The sequence below is a fragment of the Yersinia sp. 2553 StPb PI genome (assembly GCF_052217105.1).
Lineage (GTDB): Bacteria > Pseudomonadota > Gammaproteobacteria > Enterobacterales > Enterobacteriaceae > Yersinia > Yersinia enterocolitica_E.
The window spans coordinates 3,875,750-3,893,122 of record NZ_JAZGPX010000002.1 but is presented as its reverse complement, the minus strand read 5'-3'; the positions used below and the strand labels follow the sequence as shown (position 1 = coordinate 3,893,122).

Sequence of the window (17,373 nt, the reverse complement as noted above, 5' to 3'; positions counted from 1 at the left end):
GATGCTCAGCCTGGCAACATTGGATATGCTGCTATCGATAAGTGAGGGTGAGCTTATCGAAGAGATGGTGATCGGGCTATTGGCGTCACCTCAATTAGCACTATTTTTCGAAAAATTCCCGCGAATTAAACGGGCGCTAATGAAAGATATTCCTGGTTGGAAGCAAAACTTACAGCAGCGTATCCGCGAGGCTAAAGCTCCGGCTACTCTGGCAAATGAGTTTTCCCTATACCAACAAAGCTTGTTGGAAAGTAGCCCACTATTTTATGTGCATCTGCCAGATATTGTGGCTCAGTTACAGCAATGGCAATCGCCCTTTGCTTCACAAGCCAATACATTGCTACAAACCGCTGATTTAGCCAGAAACCCTCAACCCGGCGATAGTTTACAAACCTTATTTTTACAGCGTTGGCGTGTCAGTCTAACGCTACAAACCATCACCATTCATCACCAGTTACTTGAGCAAGAGCGGGAGCAACTTCTGGCTGAACTCCAGCAGAGATTGGCGCTCAGTGGGGCATTAGAACCTGTACTGGCAACCAATGATGGGGCAGCAGGGCGGCTTTGGGATATGAGTCAGGGCCACTTACAGCGTGGCGATTATCAATTGCTCCTGCAATACGGTGACTTTCTACAACAACAACCCGAATTACAACAACTGGCCGAGCAATTGGGTCGTAGCCGTTCAGCAAAGGCACAACCGACACCAGAGGCTCGCTTTGAACCTTATACTGTCATGGTTCGCCAGCCCGATACAGTGCCAGAGGAGGTCAGTGGCATTCATCAAAGCAATGATATTTTGCGATTGCTCCCGACGGAACTGGTGATGTTAGGGATGAGCGAGCTGGAATTTGAGTTTTATCGCCGTTTACTGGAGCGCCGCTTACTCACTTACCGTTTGCAGGGTGACAACTGGCAGGAGAAAACCTTACAGCGCCCGGTCAGTCTTAAAAGCAATGATGAACACCCTCGCGGCCCTTTTATCGTCTGTGTCGATACCTCAGGCTCCATGGGCGGATTTAACGAACAATGTGCCAAAGCATTTTGTCTGGCTCTGCTTCGAATTGCACTGGCAGATAATCGCCGCTGTTACATCATGCTATTTGCCACTGAAATAATTCACTACGAGCTATCTGCTGCCAGTGGTATTGAGCAGGCGATTCGTTTTCTTGGCCAACATTTTCGCGGAGGTACCGATCTGGCTGCTTGCTTAGCCAGCACATTAAATAAAATGGAAGATAGAGAATGGTATGACGCAGATGCAGTGATCATTTCAGATTTTATCGCCCAACGTTTACCAGACGAATTAGTCAGAAAGATTAAAATCCAGCAACAAGCCCACCAGCACCGTTTTCATGCTGTTGCCATGTCTGCGTATGGTAAGCCCGGTATCATGCGAATTTTCGATCATATCTGGCGTTTTGATACTGGGCTAAAAAGCCGCTTGATGCGCCGCTGGAAGCGCTAGTTAAGCAGGCCGGCACCAACGTTTATCGACAACCCCAATATCGTCATATTAAAGATAAATGATAACACTGACTGCAAGAGTACTACGCGGCGGATATCTGACGTGCCGGTAGAGACATCGGCAGTTTGGCAAGCCACACCAATGGTAAATGAGAAATAAAGGAAATCCCAATAGGAAGGCGTGGTTATCTCTTTGGGGAAAAGTAACGGTAGAACCGTTTCTGATTTATCGCGGCGCATATAAAACAAATGTGCGTAGTGCATAGTAAAAGCGGTGGATAATAATAACCATGAAACTAATAACGTCAGCCCTGTCAGGACCAAATGGAACGCCTTGGCAGAGCCTGAGAGCTGATTCGCCGTGCTCAATTCAAATAAAATAACCAGAATACTGGCCAGACACGCCATGCTGACAATACTCAGCACCATACTGGCACTTTCATCCTGCACCCGGGCTATTTTGCTGATTTTCGTCGAATCAGTGCGTAATAATTGCAACCATAAAAACAGTAAATAAAGCCAGGCGGAAACATTCCAACTCACCATCAGACGCAGCAATACCGAGTAATGTGTTGGCAGCAGGAAATAAGTGACAACACCCGCGCCAACCGAAAACAACAATCGTGGCCGAGCGTGTAAATAGTGCTTTATAGGATGAAAAAGGGCCATAATATCAACAACCTTGCATATAGTGATATTTAAAATATTTATATATCACTACAGCATAGATTAAAAACCCACAATTATATTGGGAATCAATAATCCCCAATATAATTGGTGTTGTAGGTAGGCAGCAAGCGCACTCCCCCCTACAACATCTAGTATTAAGGGGATTTACAGTAGGCCTTCAACCTTCTCGCTAATTTCTGGCCCCCATACGCCACATTGAACCTGACCGATATGTTGCTGTTGCAGCAATAACATCACTAAACGAGACTGGCCGATACCGCCACCGATAGTTTGCGGCATTTCACCACTCAGCAGTGATTGGTGCCATTCCAGTTTCAGACGATCTTCATCAGAAGTCAGTGCCAATTGGCGTTTAAGTGCCTCAGCATCAACACGTATCCCCATGGATGAGATTTCAAACGCGTCTTCAAGAACAGGGTTCCAGACAATAATGTCACCGTTCAAGCCCGCAAAACCTTCAGCACTCGGCGACGTCCAGTCATCATAATCTGGCGCTCGGACATCATGAGATTTACCGTCAGCCAATTTACCACCGATGCCAATCAGGAATACAGCTCCCAGCTCTTTAGCTATCGCACGTTCGCGGCCTTTAGCATCCAGGTCAGGGAAACGCGCACGCAGGCTTTCGCTGTGGATAAACTGAATATTCTCTGGCAGGAATGGCTTCACACCAAATTCAGCACTGATCGCTACTTCAGTTTCTTTAATAGCGGTATAAATCTTGTTAACAGTGGATTTCAGATAAGCCAGGTTGCGTTCACCATCTCCCATCACGCGTTCCCAATCCCACTGATCGACATACACAGAATGAATAGCACTTAGGCGATCTTCATCAGGGCGCAATGCTTTCATATGAGTATATATCCCTTGGTCAGCACCAAAATCAAAGCGACCCAAGGTTTTGCGTTTCCATTTAGCTAATGAATGAACGACTTCAAAAGTTGCATCCGGCAATGTCTTCACTTTTACCTGAACGGCTTTCTCTGAACCTGAAAGGTTATCTTGAGTACCATCACCCACACGACTCAGGATTGGTGCCTGTACTTCAATCAGACCCAGTTGTTGTTCTAATTGACGGGAAAAGAATGATTTTACGAAGCTGATTTGTTGTTGTTTTTGGATAAATTGTTTTTTCATTGCCGTTTTCTCGATTCGTTATTACTGATTATGCTAATTAGGTTATGCCACCTGGCTTGACATCGATTAAGCAACATAATGAGGGTTAAATTCAATATCCAACAAATAATATTGCCTTTTCGCTTTTAATAATTCATTTTTATGGGTCTTAAATTAAGTAATCGTTAAAAAAAGGAGGCAAATATGGGTGAAATTTATCAAATCGATAATCTCGATCGCGGCATCCTGAACGCATTAATGGAAAATGCACGCACACCTTATGCTGAATTGGCAAAAAATTTTGGCGTGAGTCCAGGAACTATCCATGTGCGAGTGGAGAAAATGCGCCAGGCGGGGATCATTACCGCGGCTTGTGTTCACGTTAATCCAAAAAAACTCGGGTATGACGTGTGTTGCTTTATCGGTATTATTTTGAAAAGTGCCAAAGACTACCCGTCGGCACTAAAAAAACTGGAAGGTTTAGAAGAAGTTGTAGAAGCCTATTACACCACCGGCCACTACAGCATTTTTATTAAAGTGATGTGTAAGTCAATAGATGCGCTCCAGCAGGTACTTATCAACAAGATCCAGACTATCGATGAGATCCAGTCAACGGAGACACTTATCTCCCTGCAAAACCCCATCATGCGTACCATTGTGCCTTGAGCACTAAATAACTATACCCACATTATCCACAGGTAGATCCCAGCTGATTCACAGCGTACAATACCGGCTCTTTACTTCGGTTGGGTTCTTTATGGCTGACATTACCTTGATCAGTGGCAGTACACTCGGCAGCGCTGAATATGTTGCTGAACATTTAGCTGAGAAATTAGAAGAAGCAGGTTTTTCTACAGAGACGCTGCATGGCCCTGAATTAGACGAGCTTACGCTTGAGGGTACGTGGCTAATAGTCACATCAACCCACGGTGCGGGTGATCTCCCAGATAACCTTCAACCATTATTAGAACAAATCGAACAACAGAAGCCTGATCTTTCTCAAGTGCACTTTGGTGCTGTTGGTTTGGGCAGTTCAGAATATGACACTTTCTGCGGTGCAGTGAGAGCATTGGATCAACAATTGATCGCACAAGGCGCCAAACGTTTGGGTGATATTTTAGAAATTGACGTCATACAACATGAAATTCCCGAGGATCCGGCAGAGGTTTGGGTCAAAAATTGGATTAATTTGCTCTAATTTGATTAAAGATCACGCGAACGAATGTGGATAAGTATGCTTAAAAGCAGGGTAAAACCGGTACATATCCACATAACAACCTTGGCACCTCAGAGTGCCTGTGCATAACATGGCATTTAGATCCCAGCTTATACGCAATAGGATCACCGATCATTCACAGCAAACGATCTTCCTTAATACTATGATCTTCCATGTGAATAATCACTTATCCACAGAGGATCATGATCCTAATAAGAGATCTAATAAAGAGATCTTTAAATAAAAAGATCTTCTTTTAATTAAGGGGGATCCTAAGCCGCTTGGTCGAAAGTCTAAACTTGAGTAGAATCCCCCACCCCAGGGCAAACACAGAAATTCGCATAACGGCGAGGTGCAGTACCATGTTTTATCCAGATCAATTTGACGTCATCATCATTGGTGGTGGCCATGCCGGCACGGAAGCTGCAATGGCAGCGGCACGCATGGGACGTCAGACCTTATTGCTGACGCACAACATCGACACACTGGGACAAATGTCTTGTAACCCAGCGATTGGCGGTATCGGTAAGGGACATTTGGTAAAAGAGATCGATGCTCTGGGTGGTCTGATGGCCATGGCGACTGACCAAGCGGGTATTCAGTTTAGGATACTAAACGCCAGCAAAGGGCCAGCGGTAAGAGCGACCCGAGCTCAGGCTGACCGTGTGCTGTATCGCCAGGCAGTACGTACCGCATTGGAAAACCAGCCAAACCTGATGATCTTTCAACAGCCAGTTGAAGATCTGATTGTTGAAAATGATCGCGTTGTGGGTGCAGTCACCCAAATGGGTCTTAAATTCCGAGCGAAAGCGGTGGTATTAACCGTTGGTACTTTCCTCGACGGAAAAATTCATATCGGTCTTCAGAACTACAGTGGTGGTCGTGCTGGTGATCCGCCATCCATCTCATTGTCACAGCGTTTGCGTGAATTACCACTGCGCGTTAATCGCCTTAAGACCGGTACTCCACCACGTATTGATGCGCGGACCATTGATTTTAGCCAATTGGCTCCTCAGTTCGGTGATACGCCTATTCCAGTATTTTCATTCTTGGGTAATGCTAGCCAGCATCCAGAACAAATGGCTTGTCATATCACCTACACCAATGAAAAAACCCATGAAGTGATCCGCAATAACTTGGATCGTAGCCCAATGTATGCCGGGATCATTGAAGGGATCGGGCCACGCTACTGTCCGTCGATCGAAGACAAAGTCATGCGTTTCGCCGATCGTAATTCACACCAGATCTTCCTTGAACCAGAAGGTCTGACCAGTAATGAGATCTATCCGAACGGTATTTCAACCAGCCTGCCTTTCGATGTACAGATGCAAATCGTCCGTTCAATGAAAGGGCTAGAAAATGCCCGTATCATTCGACCAGGTTATGCCATCGAATATGATTTCTTTGATCCACGTGATTTGAAACCTACCTTGGAAAGCAAATATATCCACGGTCTGTTCTTTGCTGGGCAAATCAATGGCACTACCGGCTATGAAGAAGCAGCGGCTCAAGGGCTGCTTGCAGGGCTTAATGCGGGCCGCTTCGCTAACGATGACGATGGATGGTCACCTCGCCGCGATGAAGCTTACCTTGGCGTGCTGGTGGACGATTTAAGCACCCTTGGCACCAAAGAACCGTATCGCATGTTTACCTCTCGCGCAGAGTATCGCTTGATGCTGCGTGAAGATAACGCGGATCTGCGCCTGACTGAGATGGGCCGTAAATTGGGGTTGGTTGACGATGCTCGTTGGGCACATTTCAGCAAGAAAATTGAGCAAATTGAAAAAGAACGTCAACGTCTGCGTGATATCTGGGTACATCCACACTCAGAAAACGTTTCTGAGATCAATGCATTACTAAAAGCGCCGTTGTCTAAAGAAGCCAATGGTGAAGAATTACTGCGTCGGCCTGAAATTGATTATCGTTTGCTGACAACCCTAACCTCTTTTGGCCCAGCATTAACAGATCCACAAGCTGCGGATCAGGTTGAAATTCAGGTTAAATATGAAGGGTATATTGCGCGTCAGCAGGAAGAAATTGAAAAACAACTGCGCAATGAGAATACTCTACTGCCGGCTGATCTGGATTATCGTCAGGTGTCTGGTTTATCGAACGAAGTCATCGCTAAACTGAACGATCACAAACCTAACTCAATCGGACAAGCCTCGCGTATTTCTGGCATTACCCCAGCAGCAATCTCTATTTTATTGGTTTGGCTGAAAAAACAGGGGTTGTTACGCCGTAGTGCCTAACAACCGACGTTTGCCTGCATTGCTAAGGGATAAGCAGTGCAGGTAAGTTCTTCTTTGCTTCAGGCCACAACTAACGGTTCAAACCACTGCCAAGCTAGATTATCATTCCTCATCCCGGCCCTTTTCATGCTGACTGAACGAGCTTAGTCAGAGGATATTGTTGTGTTAAAAAAATTAGATTCCCTGCTAAATGCCGCAGCTATTGTGTTACCTGAACAGCAAAAATTACAGTTGATAGGCTATGTAGAACTGCTGCATAAGTGGAACAAAGCTTACAATCTGACTTCTGTTCGTGACCCACAGCAAATGCTAGTGCGACATATTCTGGATAGTATTGTGGTTAACCCACATTTGCAGGGTGACCGGTTTATTGATGTGGGCACCGGCCCTGGGCTTCCTGGGATACCGCTGGCAATTGTACGGCCTACTGCGCACTTTACGTTGCTAGATAGCTTGGGTAAACGTGTACGCTTCTTGCGTCAGGTACAGCACGAACTGGGCTTAAATAATATTGAGCCAGTGCAAAGCCGAGTTGAGGACTTTGCCGCAAAACCGCCATTTGATGGTGTAATAAGCCGTGCATTTGCATCTCTACAAGATATGCTGTCTTGGTGTCACCATTTGCCAGCCAAGCCTGAAGGGCGCTTTTATGCGCTTAAAGGGGTGAGGCCGGACGATGAGTTAGCCGTACTGCCGGAGGGTATTAGCCTTGAATCGGTCGTGCGATTGCAGGTGCCAGAGTTGGAAGGTGAACGCCATCTGGTCATTCTTAAGTCAAACTAACTTTGTTATTTATCAAAAAAATGTAATAAATCCTTGGCGGATGGTAGGAAAATTATCGTATTTATTATTTTTAATATCGATAAGTATTTCTTCGCTTACTATCGTACCGGCAGATTATATTTTACGTGTTGTTTACAAAAACAGCGATAACAGATGGCATAACTATATTGAAAGCTGGCAAATAGTCACTTTAGTCATTACTTTAGCTGTGCCATCACTCTTTTTATGTAGACGAAGTGTTGCTTGATTATTATCTGAAATGTCAACGGGAAGTTTTTACTAAGTAGATAAGTTGTTCGATAATAGTTTAATTTTAACATTATGATTTATAAAACTTTTTAATGGCTCTTTTCGTTAAAGACAAACAGAAGCTTTATGGGATATAAATCAGTTTGTTTTAAGTTTTGTGATCAGTTGCACGCTTTATTGGTAATGGTTGGAATCGTCAGACAATTAAATGGGGGCTTTATTCCGAGGCTTTTCTTGTGAAAATAGTCCGAAAGAAGAAAATTTAAATAATTGTTCACCTTTTCGCTACTTATCGATTGAATTCGTTTGAGTGGCCCGTATAATTTGCTCGTTTTTTGCTGCTTGACTCAATGGGGTAAAAGGCAGTTTTATACCTCACTCAGCATACCCTTAGTGTGGTTCGGAGAGAACAAACGTCATGCCTGTATCCCTTTACAGTGGGAAAATCGCACGAAAGCTGCTGTTTTTGCAGTTAATGACTTTTGTTGTTCTCAGTGCTGCTTTTGGCTTTAAAAGCCTGGAATGGAGTGCTTCTGCTCTGGCAGGAGGATTGGCGGCTTGGTTGCCCAGCGCCATGTTTATGTTGTTTGCTTGCCGCCATCAGGCAAAAACAGCAGCTCCAGGTCGTGTTGCGTGGTCGTTTGCCATTGGCGAAGGGTTAAAAGTTATCATGACGATAATTTTGCTGATTGTGGCTTTGGGGCTGTTTAAAGCAGCGTTTGCGCCACTCGGTTTAACCTATTTGGCGGTGCTGATTGTGCAGATATTGGCACCGGCTGTGATTAGCGGCTACCGTACTTAACCGTTATCGTATTTAACTACAAAAAGGGTAAGAGGCATCATGTCTGCATCAGGAGAAATCTCTACTCCAAGGGACTACATAGGTCACCACCTGAATAACCTTCAGTTGGACCTGCGTACCTTTGAGTTGGTCAATCCCCACTCACCTGGCCCTGCAACGTTCTGGACGTTGAACATTGACTCTTTGTTCTTCTCTGTCGTGCTGGGGTTAGCTTTTCTGTTTGTGTTCCGCAAAGTCGCGGCAGGTGCCACCAGTGGCGTGCCTGGCAAATTGCAGACTGCTGTTGAGTTAATTATCGGTTTTGTCGATAACAGCGTGCGGGATATGTACCACGGCAAAAGTAAAGTCATAGCACCATTAGCCCTGACCGTGTTTGTTTGGGTTTTATTGATGAACATGATGGACTTACTGCCAATCGATTTACTGCCTTACATCGGTGAACATGTCTTTGGGTTACCTGCATTGCGCGTGGTACCTACTGCGGACGTGAGTATTACCTTGTCCATGGCATTGGGTGTCTTCATCCTGATTCTGTTCTATAGCATCAAAATGAAAGGTGTAGGCGGCTTCGTAAAAGAACTCACGATGCAGCCGTTCAATCACCCGATATTTATTCCAGTTAACTTAATTCTGGAAGGTGTCAGCCTGCTGTCCAAACCCGTTTCACTCGGTTTGCGACTGTTCGGCAACATGTATGCGGGTGAGTTGATCTTCATCCTTATTGCGGGTCTGTTGCCGTGGTGGTCACAGTGGATGCTCAGTTTACCTTGGGCTATCTTCCACATACTGATTATTACGTTACAAGCCTTTATCTTCATGGTTCTAACGATTGTCTATCTGTCGATGGCGTCCGAAGAGCACTGATTTTCTTAATATACCCTAAATAATTCGAGTTGCAGAAAGGCGGCAACTGAGCGAATCCCGAGGAGCTTACATAAGTTAAGTGACTGGGGTGAACGAAGGAAGCCAACGCACATGTAGCTTGAAGTATGAAGTGTATAACACTACTGCGTTTAACTGAAATAATTGGAGACTGTCATGGAAAACCTGAATATGGATCTGCTGTACATGGCTGCCGCTATAATGATGGGTTTAGCGGCAATCGGTGCTGCGATCGGTATCGGCATCCTGGGTGGTAAATTTTTGGAAGGCGCTGCACGTCAGCCTGACCTGATTCCTCTGCTGCGTACACAGTTCTTTATCGTCATGGGTCTGGTTGACGCCATCCCTATGATCGCTGTTGGTCTGGGTCTGTACGTGATGTTTGCTGTCGCGTAAGTAGAGTTTTCTCTACCGTGAACTACACCAAACTATTAACTTTTAAAGAGGCATTGTGCTGTGAATCTTAACGCAACAATCCTCGGCCAGGCCATCGCGTTTGTCCTGTTTGTCCTGTTTTGTATGAAGTATATATGGCCGCCAATTATGGCTGCCATCGAGAAGCGTCAAAAAGAAATTGCTGACGGTCTCTCTTCTGCAGAGCGTGCCAAAAAAGATTTGGACTTAGCGCAAGCCAATGCGACCGACCAACTGAAGAAGGCTAAAGCAGAAGCACAGGTGATCATCGAGCAGGCAAGTAAACGCAAAGCTCAGATCCTTGATGAAGCTAAAACTGAAGCCGAACAGGAACGTAACAAAATCGTGGCGCAAGCGCAGGCAGAGATCGACGCCGAACGTAAGCGTGCTCGTGAAGAGTTGCGTAAGCAAGTCGCGATGTTGGCTATAGCTGGCGCCGAGAAGATCATCGAACGTTCCGTGGATGAAGCTGCTAACAGCGACATCGTTGATAAACTGGTCGCTGAACTGTAAGGAGGGAGGGGCTGATGTCTGAATTTGTAACTGTAGCTCGCCCCTACGCCAAAGCAGCTTTTGACTTTGCTGTTGAGCACCAGGCGGTTGATCGTTGGCAGGATATGCTAGCGTTTACTGCCCAAGTGACGCGCAATGAACAGATCGCTGAATTGCTTTCCGGTGCTGTAGCACCTGAAACAATGTCTAAGACGTTTATTGCAGTCTGTGGTGATCAGCTCGATGAACCCGCACAGAACTTCATTCGAGTTATGGCGGAGAATGGCCGTTTACTGGTTCTTCCTGAGGTGCTACAGCAGTTTATTCAACTGCGTGCCTCGCTGGAGTCGACCGTCGACGTCGAAGTGAGCTCTGCGAGCCCACTGAAAGACGAACAGCTAGCTAAAATTGCTGCTGCGATGGAAAAACGTCTATCACGCAAAGTTAAGCTGAATTGCAAAATCGATAAGTCCGTAATGGCCGGCGTAGTAATACGTGCAGGCGATATGGTGATAGATGGCAGCGTTCGCGGTCGTCTAGAACGCCTGGCGGACGTCTTGCAGTCTTAAGGGGACTGGAGCATATGCAACTGAATTCCACCGAAATCAGCGAACTGATCAAGCAGCGCATTGCTCAGTTCAATGTGGTGAGCGAAGCTCACAATGAAGGTACTATTGTTTCCGTCAGTGACGGGATCATTCGCGTACACGGCTTAGCCGATGTTATGCAGGGCGAGATGATCGCACTGCCAGGCAACCGTTACGCAATCGCACTGAACCTGGAGCGCGACTCCGTAGGTGCTGTAGTTATGGGTCCGTACGCCGATCTTGCCGAAGGCATGAAGGTTAAATGTACTGGCCGTATCCTGGAAGTTCCCGTCGGTCGTGGCCTGTTGGGTCGCGTCGTCAATACTCTGGGTGAACCTATTGATGGTAAAGGTCCGGTAGAAAACGACGGCTTCTCAGCTGTTGAAGCTATCGCACCTGGCGTTATCGAACGTCAATCCGTTGATGAGCCTGTTCAGACGGGCTATAAGTCAGTGGATGCCATGATCCCAATTGGTCGTGGCCAGCGTGAATTGATCATCGGTGACCGTCAGACAGGTAAAACTGCTTTGGCGATTGATGCGATCATCAACCAACGCGATTCCGGCATCAAATGTGTGTATGTTGCTATCGGCCAGAAAGCCTCTACTGTTGCTAACGTAGTGCGTAAACTGGAAGAGCATGGCGCTTTGGCTAATACCATTGTGGTTGTAGCTACCGCCTCAGAATCTGCAGCATTGCAGTACCTGGCACCTTACTCCGGTTGTGCTATGGGTGAATATTTCCGCGACCGCGGTGAAGATGCGCTGATTATTTATGATGACCTGTCTAAACAGGCTGTTGCATATCGTCAAATCTCCTTGCTGCTCCGTCGTCCACCAGGTCGTGAAGCTTACCCTGGCGACGTATTCTACCTCCACTCCCGTTTGCTGGAGCGTGCTGCGCGTGTTAACGCCGACTACGTTGAAGCCTTTACCAAGGGTGAAGTGAAAGGTAAAACCGGTTCTTTGACCGCATTGCCAATCATTGAAACTCAAGCAGGGGACGTTTCCGCGTTCGTTCCGACTAACGTAATTTCGATTACCGATGGTCAGATCTTCCTGGAATCCAGCCTGTTTAACGCCGGTATTCGTCCTGCGGTTAACCCAGGTATCTCCGTATCTCGTGTGGGTGGTGCAGCGCAAACCAAGATCATGAAAAAACTGTCCGGTGGTATTCGTACTGCTCTGGCACAGTATCGTGAACTTGCTGCGTTCTCCCAGTTCGCATCCGATTTGGATGATGCAACACGTAAACAGCTGAGCCACGGTCAGAAAGTGACCGAGCTTCTGAAACAGAAACAATACGCACCGATGTCTGTTGCGCAGCAATCTCTGGTTCTGTTCGCAGCTGAACGTGGTTATCTGGGTGATGTTGAGTTGGCGAAGGTAGGTAGCTTTGAAGCTGCGCTGTTAGCGTTTGCTGACCGTGAGCATGCCGAGCTTCTGCAACAAATCAACCAAACTGGCGCGTACAACGATGAGATCGAGGGCAAGCTGAAAGGCATCCTTGATACATTTAAGGCAACCCAGTCCTGGTAACGCTATGCGGCCTTGCTTTTCATTAGAAAAGCAGGCCGTCTGGTAATGAGGAGAAGCAGAAATGGCCGGCGCAAAAGAGATACGTTCCAAGATCGCCAGCGTGCAAAACACGCAAAAGATCACCAAAGCCATGGAGATGGTCGCCGCCTCCAAAATGCGTAAATCGCAGGAACGCATGGCGGCCAGCCGTCCTTATGCAGAAACTATGCGTAGTGTGATTGGTCACCTTGCGTTAGGTAATCTGGAATATAAACATCCGTACCTGGAAGAGCGTGACGTTAAGCGCGTTGGGTATCTGGTGGTTTCTACAGACCGTGGCTTGTGCGGTGGTTTGAACATTAACCTGTTCAAAAGACTGTTGGCTGAGATGAAAGGTTGGTCTGAAAAAGGCGTTGAATGTGATTTAGCGCTGATTGGATCAAAAGCAGCTTCTTTCTTTGGTTCCGTGGGTGGCAAGATTGTCGCTCAGGTTACTGGCATGGGGGATAACCCTTCCTTGTCAGAGCTTATCGGGCCAGTCAAAGTGATGCTGCAAGCCTATGATGAAGGTCGTCTGGATAAGCTGTATATCGTTAATAACAAGTTTATCAATACGATGTCTCAGGAACCACGGATCATGCAGCTACTACCGCTTCCGCCTGCGGAAGATGGCGAGCTGAAGAAGAAATCCTGGGATTACCTGTATGAACCCGATCCTAAAGCATTGCTGGATACCCTCCTGCGTCGCTATGTGGAATCGCAAGTTTATCAGGGCGTCGTTGAAAACCTGGCCAGCGAGCAGGCCGCGCGAATGGTAGCGATGAAAGCCGCCACCGATAACGGCGGTAGTCTGATCAAAGAGCTGCAGTTGGTTTACAACAAGGCTCGTCAGGCCAGCATCACTCAGGAACTCACCGAGATCGTCGGGGGAGCCTCCGCGGTTTAACCAGGTTATTACCCTAAATAGTTCAGATTGCGAAACGGCGGCAACTGAGCAAATCCCCTGGCGCTTGCTAATAAAGTAAGCAACTGGGGTGAGAAAAAGCAGCCAACGCCCCAGCAATTTGAAGTATGACGGGTAAACGTATTACGTAGAGGATTCAAGATGGCTACTGGAAAGATTATCCAGGTAATCGGCGCCGTAGTGGACGTCGAATTCCCCCAAGACGCTGTACCAAAAGTGTACAACGCCCTTGAGGTTGAAGGCACTGCTGAGAAGCTGGTGCTGGAAGTTCAGCAACAGCTAGGCGGTGGTGTTGTTCGTTGTATCGCAATGGGCTCTTCCGATGGTCTGAGCCGCGGGTTGAAAGTCATCAACCTGGAACACCCAATTGAAGTGCCGGTTGGTAAATCAACTCTGGGCCGTATCATGAACGTATTGGGTGACCCAATCGACATGAAAGGTCCGATCGGTGAAGAAGAGCGTTGGGCAATCCACCGTGAAGCGCCTTCTTACGAAGAGCTTGCCAGCTCACAAGATTTGTTAGAAACCGGTATCAAAGTAATGGACTTGATTTGCCCGTTCGCTAAGGGCGGTAAAGTGGGTCTGTTTGGTGGTGCGGGTGTTGGTAAAACAGTAAACATGATGGAGCTTATTCGTAACATCGCGATCGAGCACTCAGGTTATTCTGTATTTGCCGGTGTGGGTGAGCGTACTCGTGAGGGTAACGACTTCTACCACGAGATGACGGACTCCAACGTTCTGGACAAAGTATCCTTGGTGTATGGCCAGATGAATGAGCCACCAGGTAACCGTCTGCGCGTTGCTCTGACCGGCCTGACCATGGCGGAGAAATTCCGTGATGAAGGTCGTGACGTACTGTTGTTCATCGATAACATCTATCGCTATACCTTGGCCGGTACGGAAGTATCCGCACTGCTGGGTCGTATGCCATCAGCGGTAGGCTACCAGCCAACGCTGGCAGAAGAGATGGGTGTGTTGCAGGAACGTATTACGTCCACCAAGACGGGTTCAATCACTTCTGTTCAGGCCGTTTACGTGCCTGCGGATGACTTGACTGACCCATCACCAGCAACCACCTTTGCTCACTTGGATGCAACCGTCGTTTTGAGTCGTCAAATCGCCTCTTTGGGTATTTACCCTGCGGTTGACCCACTTGACTCCACCAGCCGTCAGCTTGATCCGCTGGTTGTTGGCCAGGAGCACTACGATGTAGCGCGTGGCGTGCAGTCTATTCTGCAACGTTACCAGGAGCTGAAAGACATCATCGCAATCTTGGGTATGGACGAGTTGTCAGAAGATGACAAACTGGTTGTATCCCGTGCGCGTAAAATTCAGCGCTTCCTGTCTCAACCGTTCTTCGTGGCAGAAGTCTTTACCGGTTCACCGGGCAAGTTCGTTTCGCTGAAAGATACCATTCGTGGTTTCAAAGGCATCATGAACGGCGACTATGACCACTTGCCGGAGCAGGCGTTCTACATGGTTGGCACCATTGAAGAAGCAGTGGAAAAAGCCAAGAAACTGTAACGCTGTTGACTGGAGGGTGACATGGCTGCAATGACTTACCATCTGGATGTTGTGAGCGCAGAGAAGAAGATGTTCTCTGGCGTGGTACAAAAAATTCAGGTGACGGGTAGTGAAGGCGAACTTGGGATTTTCCCTGGTCACGCCCCACTGCTCACTGCCATTAAGCCTGGCATGATACGTATCGTGAAGCAGTTCGGTGAGGAAGAGTTTATTTATCTTTCTGGCGGCATCCTTGAGGTGCAACCGAGCGTTGTGATCGTATTGGCTGACACAGCTATTCGCGGAACTGATCTGGACGAAGCTAAAGCGCTGGAATCTAAGCGTAAAGCCGAAGATCATATCAACAACTCCCACGGCGACGTCGACTATGCTCAGGCATCCGCTGAATTGGCGAAGGCGATTGCGAAATTACGCGTAATCGAACTGACCAGGAAGGCGATGTAATTTTATACTAATGGGTTGCGTTAACTCGTTGATTTATAAAATTACTATATATACTCAGGTCATTGGGGTTGCAGGTAGGTAGCAAGCTAACGCTACTGCAACTTCCAGTACGAAGGTATAAATAAAAAATAGAATGCCAGTCAGTAAATCTGATTGGCATTTTTTTTTACCTATACATCAGATAACACAGATACTCGCCTTTGGTTTATCTCCCTTAATCCGCTTTCCTACTATTTAGTTAAGCCTCAGCTAAACTCAAAGCGTTTCTTTCTGAAAACTCTTGTTTCTTGTCGTAAAATAAGTGGTTAATAGCGTAAATATGTACATGTGTTTTGACAAAAACAGCACGGGAAGCGTCGCTGATCGCAGACACTTTTCGCCCCATTTTTTCGTTACATGACGAGTAGCAACAACCCTTTAACCATGCGGGTTGAGTACATTTTTCGTTGAGAAATATGTAGTAATTATTTCGCTAAACAGGTTTACTTCCGTCTATTAAATTGGAGTTATCAGGTTGCTTATGTCTAACAGCTCAATGAGTGTAGTCATCCTTGCCGCAGGTAAGGGAACACGCATGTATTCCGACCTTCCTAAGGTGTTACACCCATTGGCAGGTAAGCCGATGGTTCAGCATGTTATTGATGCGGCCATGAAGCTGGGTGCAAAAAACGTTCATCTGGTTTATGGGCACGGCGGCGATCTGCTGAAAAAGACGCTATCCGATCCCTCTTTGAACTGGGTATTACAAGCTGAACAGTTGGGTACCGGGCACGCGATGCAACAAGCCGCACCGCACTTTGCTGACGATGAAGATGTGCTGATGCTATACGGCGATGTGCCGTTGATCTCTGTGGATACCTTACAGCGACTGCTGGCGGCGAAGCCACAAGGCGGCATTGGCTTGTTGACCGTGAAGCTGGATAACCCAAGTGGTTATGGCCGTATCGTGCGTGAGAATGGCGACGTGGTGGGGATTGTTGAGCATAAAGATGCCAGTGATGCACAGCGCGAAATTAATGAAATCAACACCGGAATACTGGTTGCTAATGGGCGTGATCTAAAGCGCTGGCTATCACTGTTGGATAACAATAATGCTCAAGGTGAGTTTTATATCACCGATATTATTGCATTGGCACATGCTGATGGTAAGAAGGTTGCTGCGGTTCACCCCGCTCGGTTGAGTGAGGTTGAAGGGGTAAATAACCGCCTGCAACTCGCTGCTCTAGAGCGTGTATACCAGTCTGAGCAGGCTGAGAAACTGTTATTGGCCGGTGTGATGTTACTGGATCCCGCGCGCTTTGATTTGCGCGGAGAATTAACACATGGTCGTGATATTACTATCGATACCAATGTCATCATTGAAGGTCATGTGACTTTAGGTGATCGGGTTCGTATTGGTAGCGGATGCGTACTGAAAAATTGTGTGATCGGTGATGATTCTGACATTAGCCCATATAGCGTATTAGAAAACTCACGCCTGGATACTGGCTGCTCTGTTGGGCCATTTGCCCGCCTGCGCCCAGGTGCTGAATTAGCTGAAGGCGCACATGTTGGTAACTTCGTTGAAATCAAAAATACCCGCTTGGGTAAAGGCTCGAAAGCGGGTCATCTTTCCTATTTGGGCGATGCCGAGATTGGTTCGGGCGTAAATATTGGCGCAGGAACCATAACTTGCAACTATGATGGAGCTAATAAGTTTAAAACTATTATTGGCGATGATGTCTTTGTTGGGTCCGATACTCAATTGGTCGCGCCGGTCACTGTTGCAAAGGGTGCCACTATCGCTGCGGGAACTACCGTAACTCGCGATATTGCGGAAAATGAGTTAGTGCTTAGCCGTGTTAAACAAGTCCATGTTCAGGGCTGGCAGCGTCCGGTGAAGAAAAAATAAGCTATACCCGTTATATTTCAAGCTGCATGTGCGTTGGCTGCGTTCAATCACCCCAGTTACTTACTGGTCGTTGACCTTAAAAT

At 47.0% G+C, this 17,373-nt stretch carries 17 protein-coding genes; 15 read left to right on the top strand and 2 right to left on the bottom strand.

The genetic code is table 11. The features are described 5' to 3' along the window. Position 1 precedes the first annotated feature (1 nt). Entirely contained in the window at positions 2-1,468 is a 1,467-nt protein-coding gene (viaA, locus tag V2A84_RS19255) for an ATPase RavA stimulator ViaA (protein ID WP_083161591.1), read from the top strand. On the opposite strand, the gene V2A84_RS19250 is transcribed toward viaA, so the two are convergent. Both V2A84_RS19250 and asnA read right to left on the bottom strand, forming a co-directional pair. After that, positions 1,465-2,136 carry a DUF1345 domain-containing protein gene (locus V2A84_RS19250; RefSeq protein ID WP_083161589.1) on the bottom strand — a complete coding sequence of 224 codons (672 nt, stop codon included), beginning with the start codon at positions 2,134-2,136 and terminating at the stop codon, positions 1,465-1,467. The genes viaA and V2A84_RS19250 overlap by 4 nt on opposite strands. A 165-nt stretch (positions 2,137-2,301) precedes the next feature. Further along, positions 2,302-3,294, bottom strand: a complete 993-nt coding sequence (gene asnA / locus V2A84_RS19245; protein ID WP_005192864.1) for an aspartate--ammonia ligase — start codon at positions 3,292-3,294, stop codon at positions 2,302-2,304. 183 nt (positions 3,295-3,477) lie between these two features. Here asnA and asnC point away from each other — a divergent pair, with 183 nt between their 5' ends. From asnC to glmU, 14 genes are all read left to right on the top strand, one after another. After that, the gene (gene asnC / locus V2A84_RS19240; RefSeq protein WP_083161588.1) at positions 3,478-3,939 is read left to right on the top strand and encodes a transcriptional regulator AsnC; all 462 of its coding nucleotides are present in this window, start codon (positions 3,478-3,480) and stop codon (positions 3,937-3,939) included. A gap of 91 nt (positions 3,940-4,030) precedes the next feature. Beyond that, on the top strand, positions 4,031-4,471 hold the full coding sequence (gene mioC, locus V2A84_RS19235) for an FMN-binding protein MioC (protein ID WP_005192870.1): 441 nt from the start codon (positions 4,031-4,033) through the stop codon (positions 4,469-4,471). A gap of 380 nt (positions 4,472-4,851) precedes the next feature. After that, positions 4,852-6,741: a tRNA uridine-5-carboxymethylaminomethyl(34) synthesis enzyme MnmG gene (mnmG, locus tag V2A84_RS19230; RefSeq protein WP_442849020.1), complete on the top strand. Its 1,890-nt coding sequence runs from the start codon at positions 4,852-4,854 to the stop codon at positions 6,739-6,741. 162 nt (positions 6,742-6,903) lie between these two features. Further along, complete coding sequence (rsmG, locus tag V2A84_RS19225) at positions 6,904-7,524, top strand: 16S rRNA (guanine(527)-N(7))-methyltransferase RsmG (protein ID WP_083161586.1); 621 nt, start codon at positions 6,904-6,906, stop codon at positions 7,522-7,524. A gap of 667 nt (positions 7,525-8,191) precedes the next feature. Further along, complete coding sequence (gene atpI, locus V2A84_RS19220; protein WP_083161585.1) at positions 8,192-8,575, top strand: F0F1 ATP synthase subunit I; 384 nt, start codon at positions 8,192-8,194, stop codon at positions 8,573-8,575. A gap of 39 nt (positions 8,576-8,614) precedes the next feature. Then, positions 8,615-9,439, top strand: coding sequence for a F0F1 ATP synthase subunit A (gene atpB, locus V2A84_RS19215; protein WP_005161179.1), 825 nt, complete (start codon positions 8,615-8,617; stop codon positions 9,437-9,439). A gap of 174 nt (positions 9,440-9,613) precedes the next feature. Next, on the top strand, positions 9,614-9,853 hold the full coding sequence (gene atpE / locus V2A84_RS19210; protein WP_004393045.1) for a F0F1 ATP synthase subunit C: 240 nt from the start codon (positions 9,614-9,616) through the stop codon (positions 9,851-9,853). Positions 9,854-9,913: 60 nt separating this feature from the next. After that, positions 9,914-10,384, top strand: coding sequence for a F0F1 ATP synthase subunit B (atpF, locus tag V2A84_RS19205; RefSeq protein ID WP_005186686.1), 471 nt, complete (start codon positions 9,914-9,916; stop codon positions 10,382-10,384). A gap of 14 nt (positions 10,385-10,398) precedes the next feature. Beyond that, a complete protein-coding gene (gene atpH, locus V2A84_RS19200) occupies positions 10,399-10,932 on the top strand; it encodes a F0F1 ATP synthase subunit delta (protein WP_372560177.1) in 534 nt (177 codons plus the stop codon). A 14-nt stretch (positions 10,933-10,946) separates the two neighbouring features. Then, on the top strand, positions 10,947-12,488 hold the full coding sequence (gene atpA / locus V2A84_RS19195; protein WP_004703877.1) for a F0F1 ATP synthase subunit alpha: 1,542 nt from the start codon (positions 10,947-10,949) through the stop codon (positions 12,486-12,488). A gap of 61 nt (positions 12,489-12,549) precedes the next feature. Continuing rightward, positions 12,550-13,413, top strand: a complete 864-nt coding sequence (gene atpG / locus V2A84_RS19190) for a F0F1 ATP synthase subunit gamma (protein WP_002220756.1) — start codon at positions 12,550-12,552, stop codon at positions 13,411-13,413. 159 nt (positions 13,414-13,572) lie between these two features. Continuing rightward, complete coding sequence (gene atpD / locus V2A84_RS19185; protein WP_083161584.1) at positions 13,573-14,955, top strand: F0F1 ATP synthase subunit beta; 1,383 nt, start codon at positions 13,573-13,575, stop codon at positions 14,953-14,955. A 21-nt stretch (positions 14,956-14,976) separates the two neighbouring features. Next, positions 14,977-15,399 carry a F0F1 ATP synthase subunit epsilon gene (locus V2A84_RS19180; RefSeq protein WP_004393020.1) on the top strand — a complete coding sequence of 141 codons (423 nt, stop codon included), beginning with the start codon at positions 14,977-14,979 and terminating at the stop codon, positions 15,397-15,399. Positions 15,400-15,919: 520 nt separating this feature from the next. Continuing rightward, on the top strand, positions 15,920-17,290 hold the full coding sequence (gene glmU, locus V2A84_RS19175; protein ID WP_083161583.1) for a bifunctional UDP-N-acetylglucosamine diphosphorylase/glucosamine-1-phosphate N-acetyltransferase GlmU: 1,371 nt from the start codon (positions 15,920-15,922) through the stop codon (positions 17,288-17,290). Positions 17,291-17,373 lie beyond the last annotated feature (83 nt).

What these genes read in the sequence shown, in the direction of transcription:
- asnC (WP_083161588.1), top strand. Translation starts at nt 3,478, where the DNA reads ATGGGTGAAATTTATCAAATCGATAATCTCGATCGCGGCATCCTGAAC.
- V2A84_RS19250 (WP_083161589.1), bottom strand. Translation starts at nt 2,136, where the DNA reads ATGGCCCTTTTTCATCCTATAAAGCACTATTTACACGCTCGGCCACGA.
- glmU (WP_083161583.1), top strand. Translation starts at nt 15,920, where the DNA reads ATGTCTAACAGCTCAATGAGTGTAGTCATCCTTGCCGCAGGTAAGGGA.
- asnA (WP_005192864.1), bottom strand. Translation starts at nt 3,294, where the DNA reads ATGAAAAAACAATTTATCCAAAAACAACAACAAATCAGCTTCGTAAAA.
- atpD (WP_083161584.1), top strand. Translation starts at nt 13,573, where the DNA reads ATGGCTACTGGAAAGATTATCCAGGTAATCGGCGCCGTAGTGGACGTC.
- atpE (WP_004393045.1), top strand. Translation starts at nt 9,614, where the DNA reads ATGGAAAACCTGAATATGGATCTGCTGTACATGGCTGCCGCTATAATG.
- mioC (WP_005192870.1), top strand. Translation starts at nt 4,031, where the DNA reads ATGGCTGACATTACCTTGATCAGTGGCAGTACACTCGGCAGCGCTGAA.
- atpH (WP_372560177.1), top strand. Translation starts at nt 10,399, where the DNA reads ATGTCTGAATTTGTAACTGTAGCTCGCCCCTACGCCAAAGCAGCTTTT.
- atpG (WP_002220756.1), top strand. Translation starts at nt 12,550, where the DNA reads ATGGCCGGCGCAAAAGAGATACGTTCCAAGATCGCCAGCGTGCAAAAC.
- mnmG (WP_442849020.1), top strand. Translation starts at nt 4,852, where the DNA reads ATGTTTTATCCAGATCAATTTGACGTCATCATCATTGGTGGTGGCCAT.
- V2A84_RS19180 (WP_004393020.1), top strand. Translation starts at nt 14,977, where the DNA reads ATGGCTGCAATGACTTACCATCTGGATGTTGTGAGCGCAGAGAAGAAG.
- viaA (WP_083161591.1), top strand. Translation starts at nt 2, where the DNA reads ATGCTCAGCCTGGCAACATTGGATATGCTGCTATCGATAAGTGAGGGT.
- atpB (WP_005161179.1), top strand. Translation starts at nt 8,615, where the DNA reads ATGTCTGCATCAGGAGAAATCTCTACTCCAAGGGACTACATAGGTCAC.
- atpI (WP_083161585.1), top strand. Translation starts at nt 8,192, where the DNA reads ATGCCTGTATCCCTTTACAGTGGGAAAATCGCACGAAAGCTGCTGTTT.
- atpA (WP_004703877.1), top strand. Translation starts at nt 10,947, where the DNA reads ATGCAACTGAATTCCACCGAAATCAGCGAACTGATCAAGCAGCGCATT.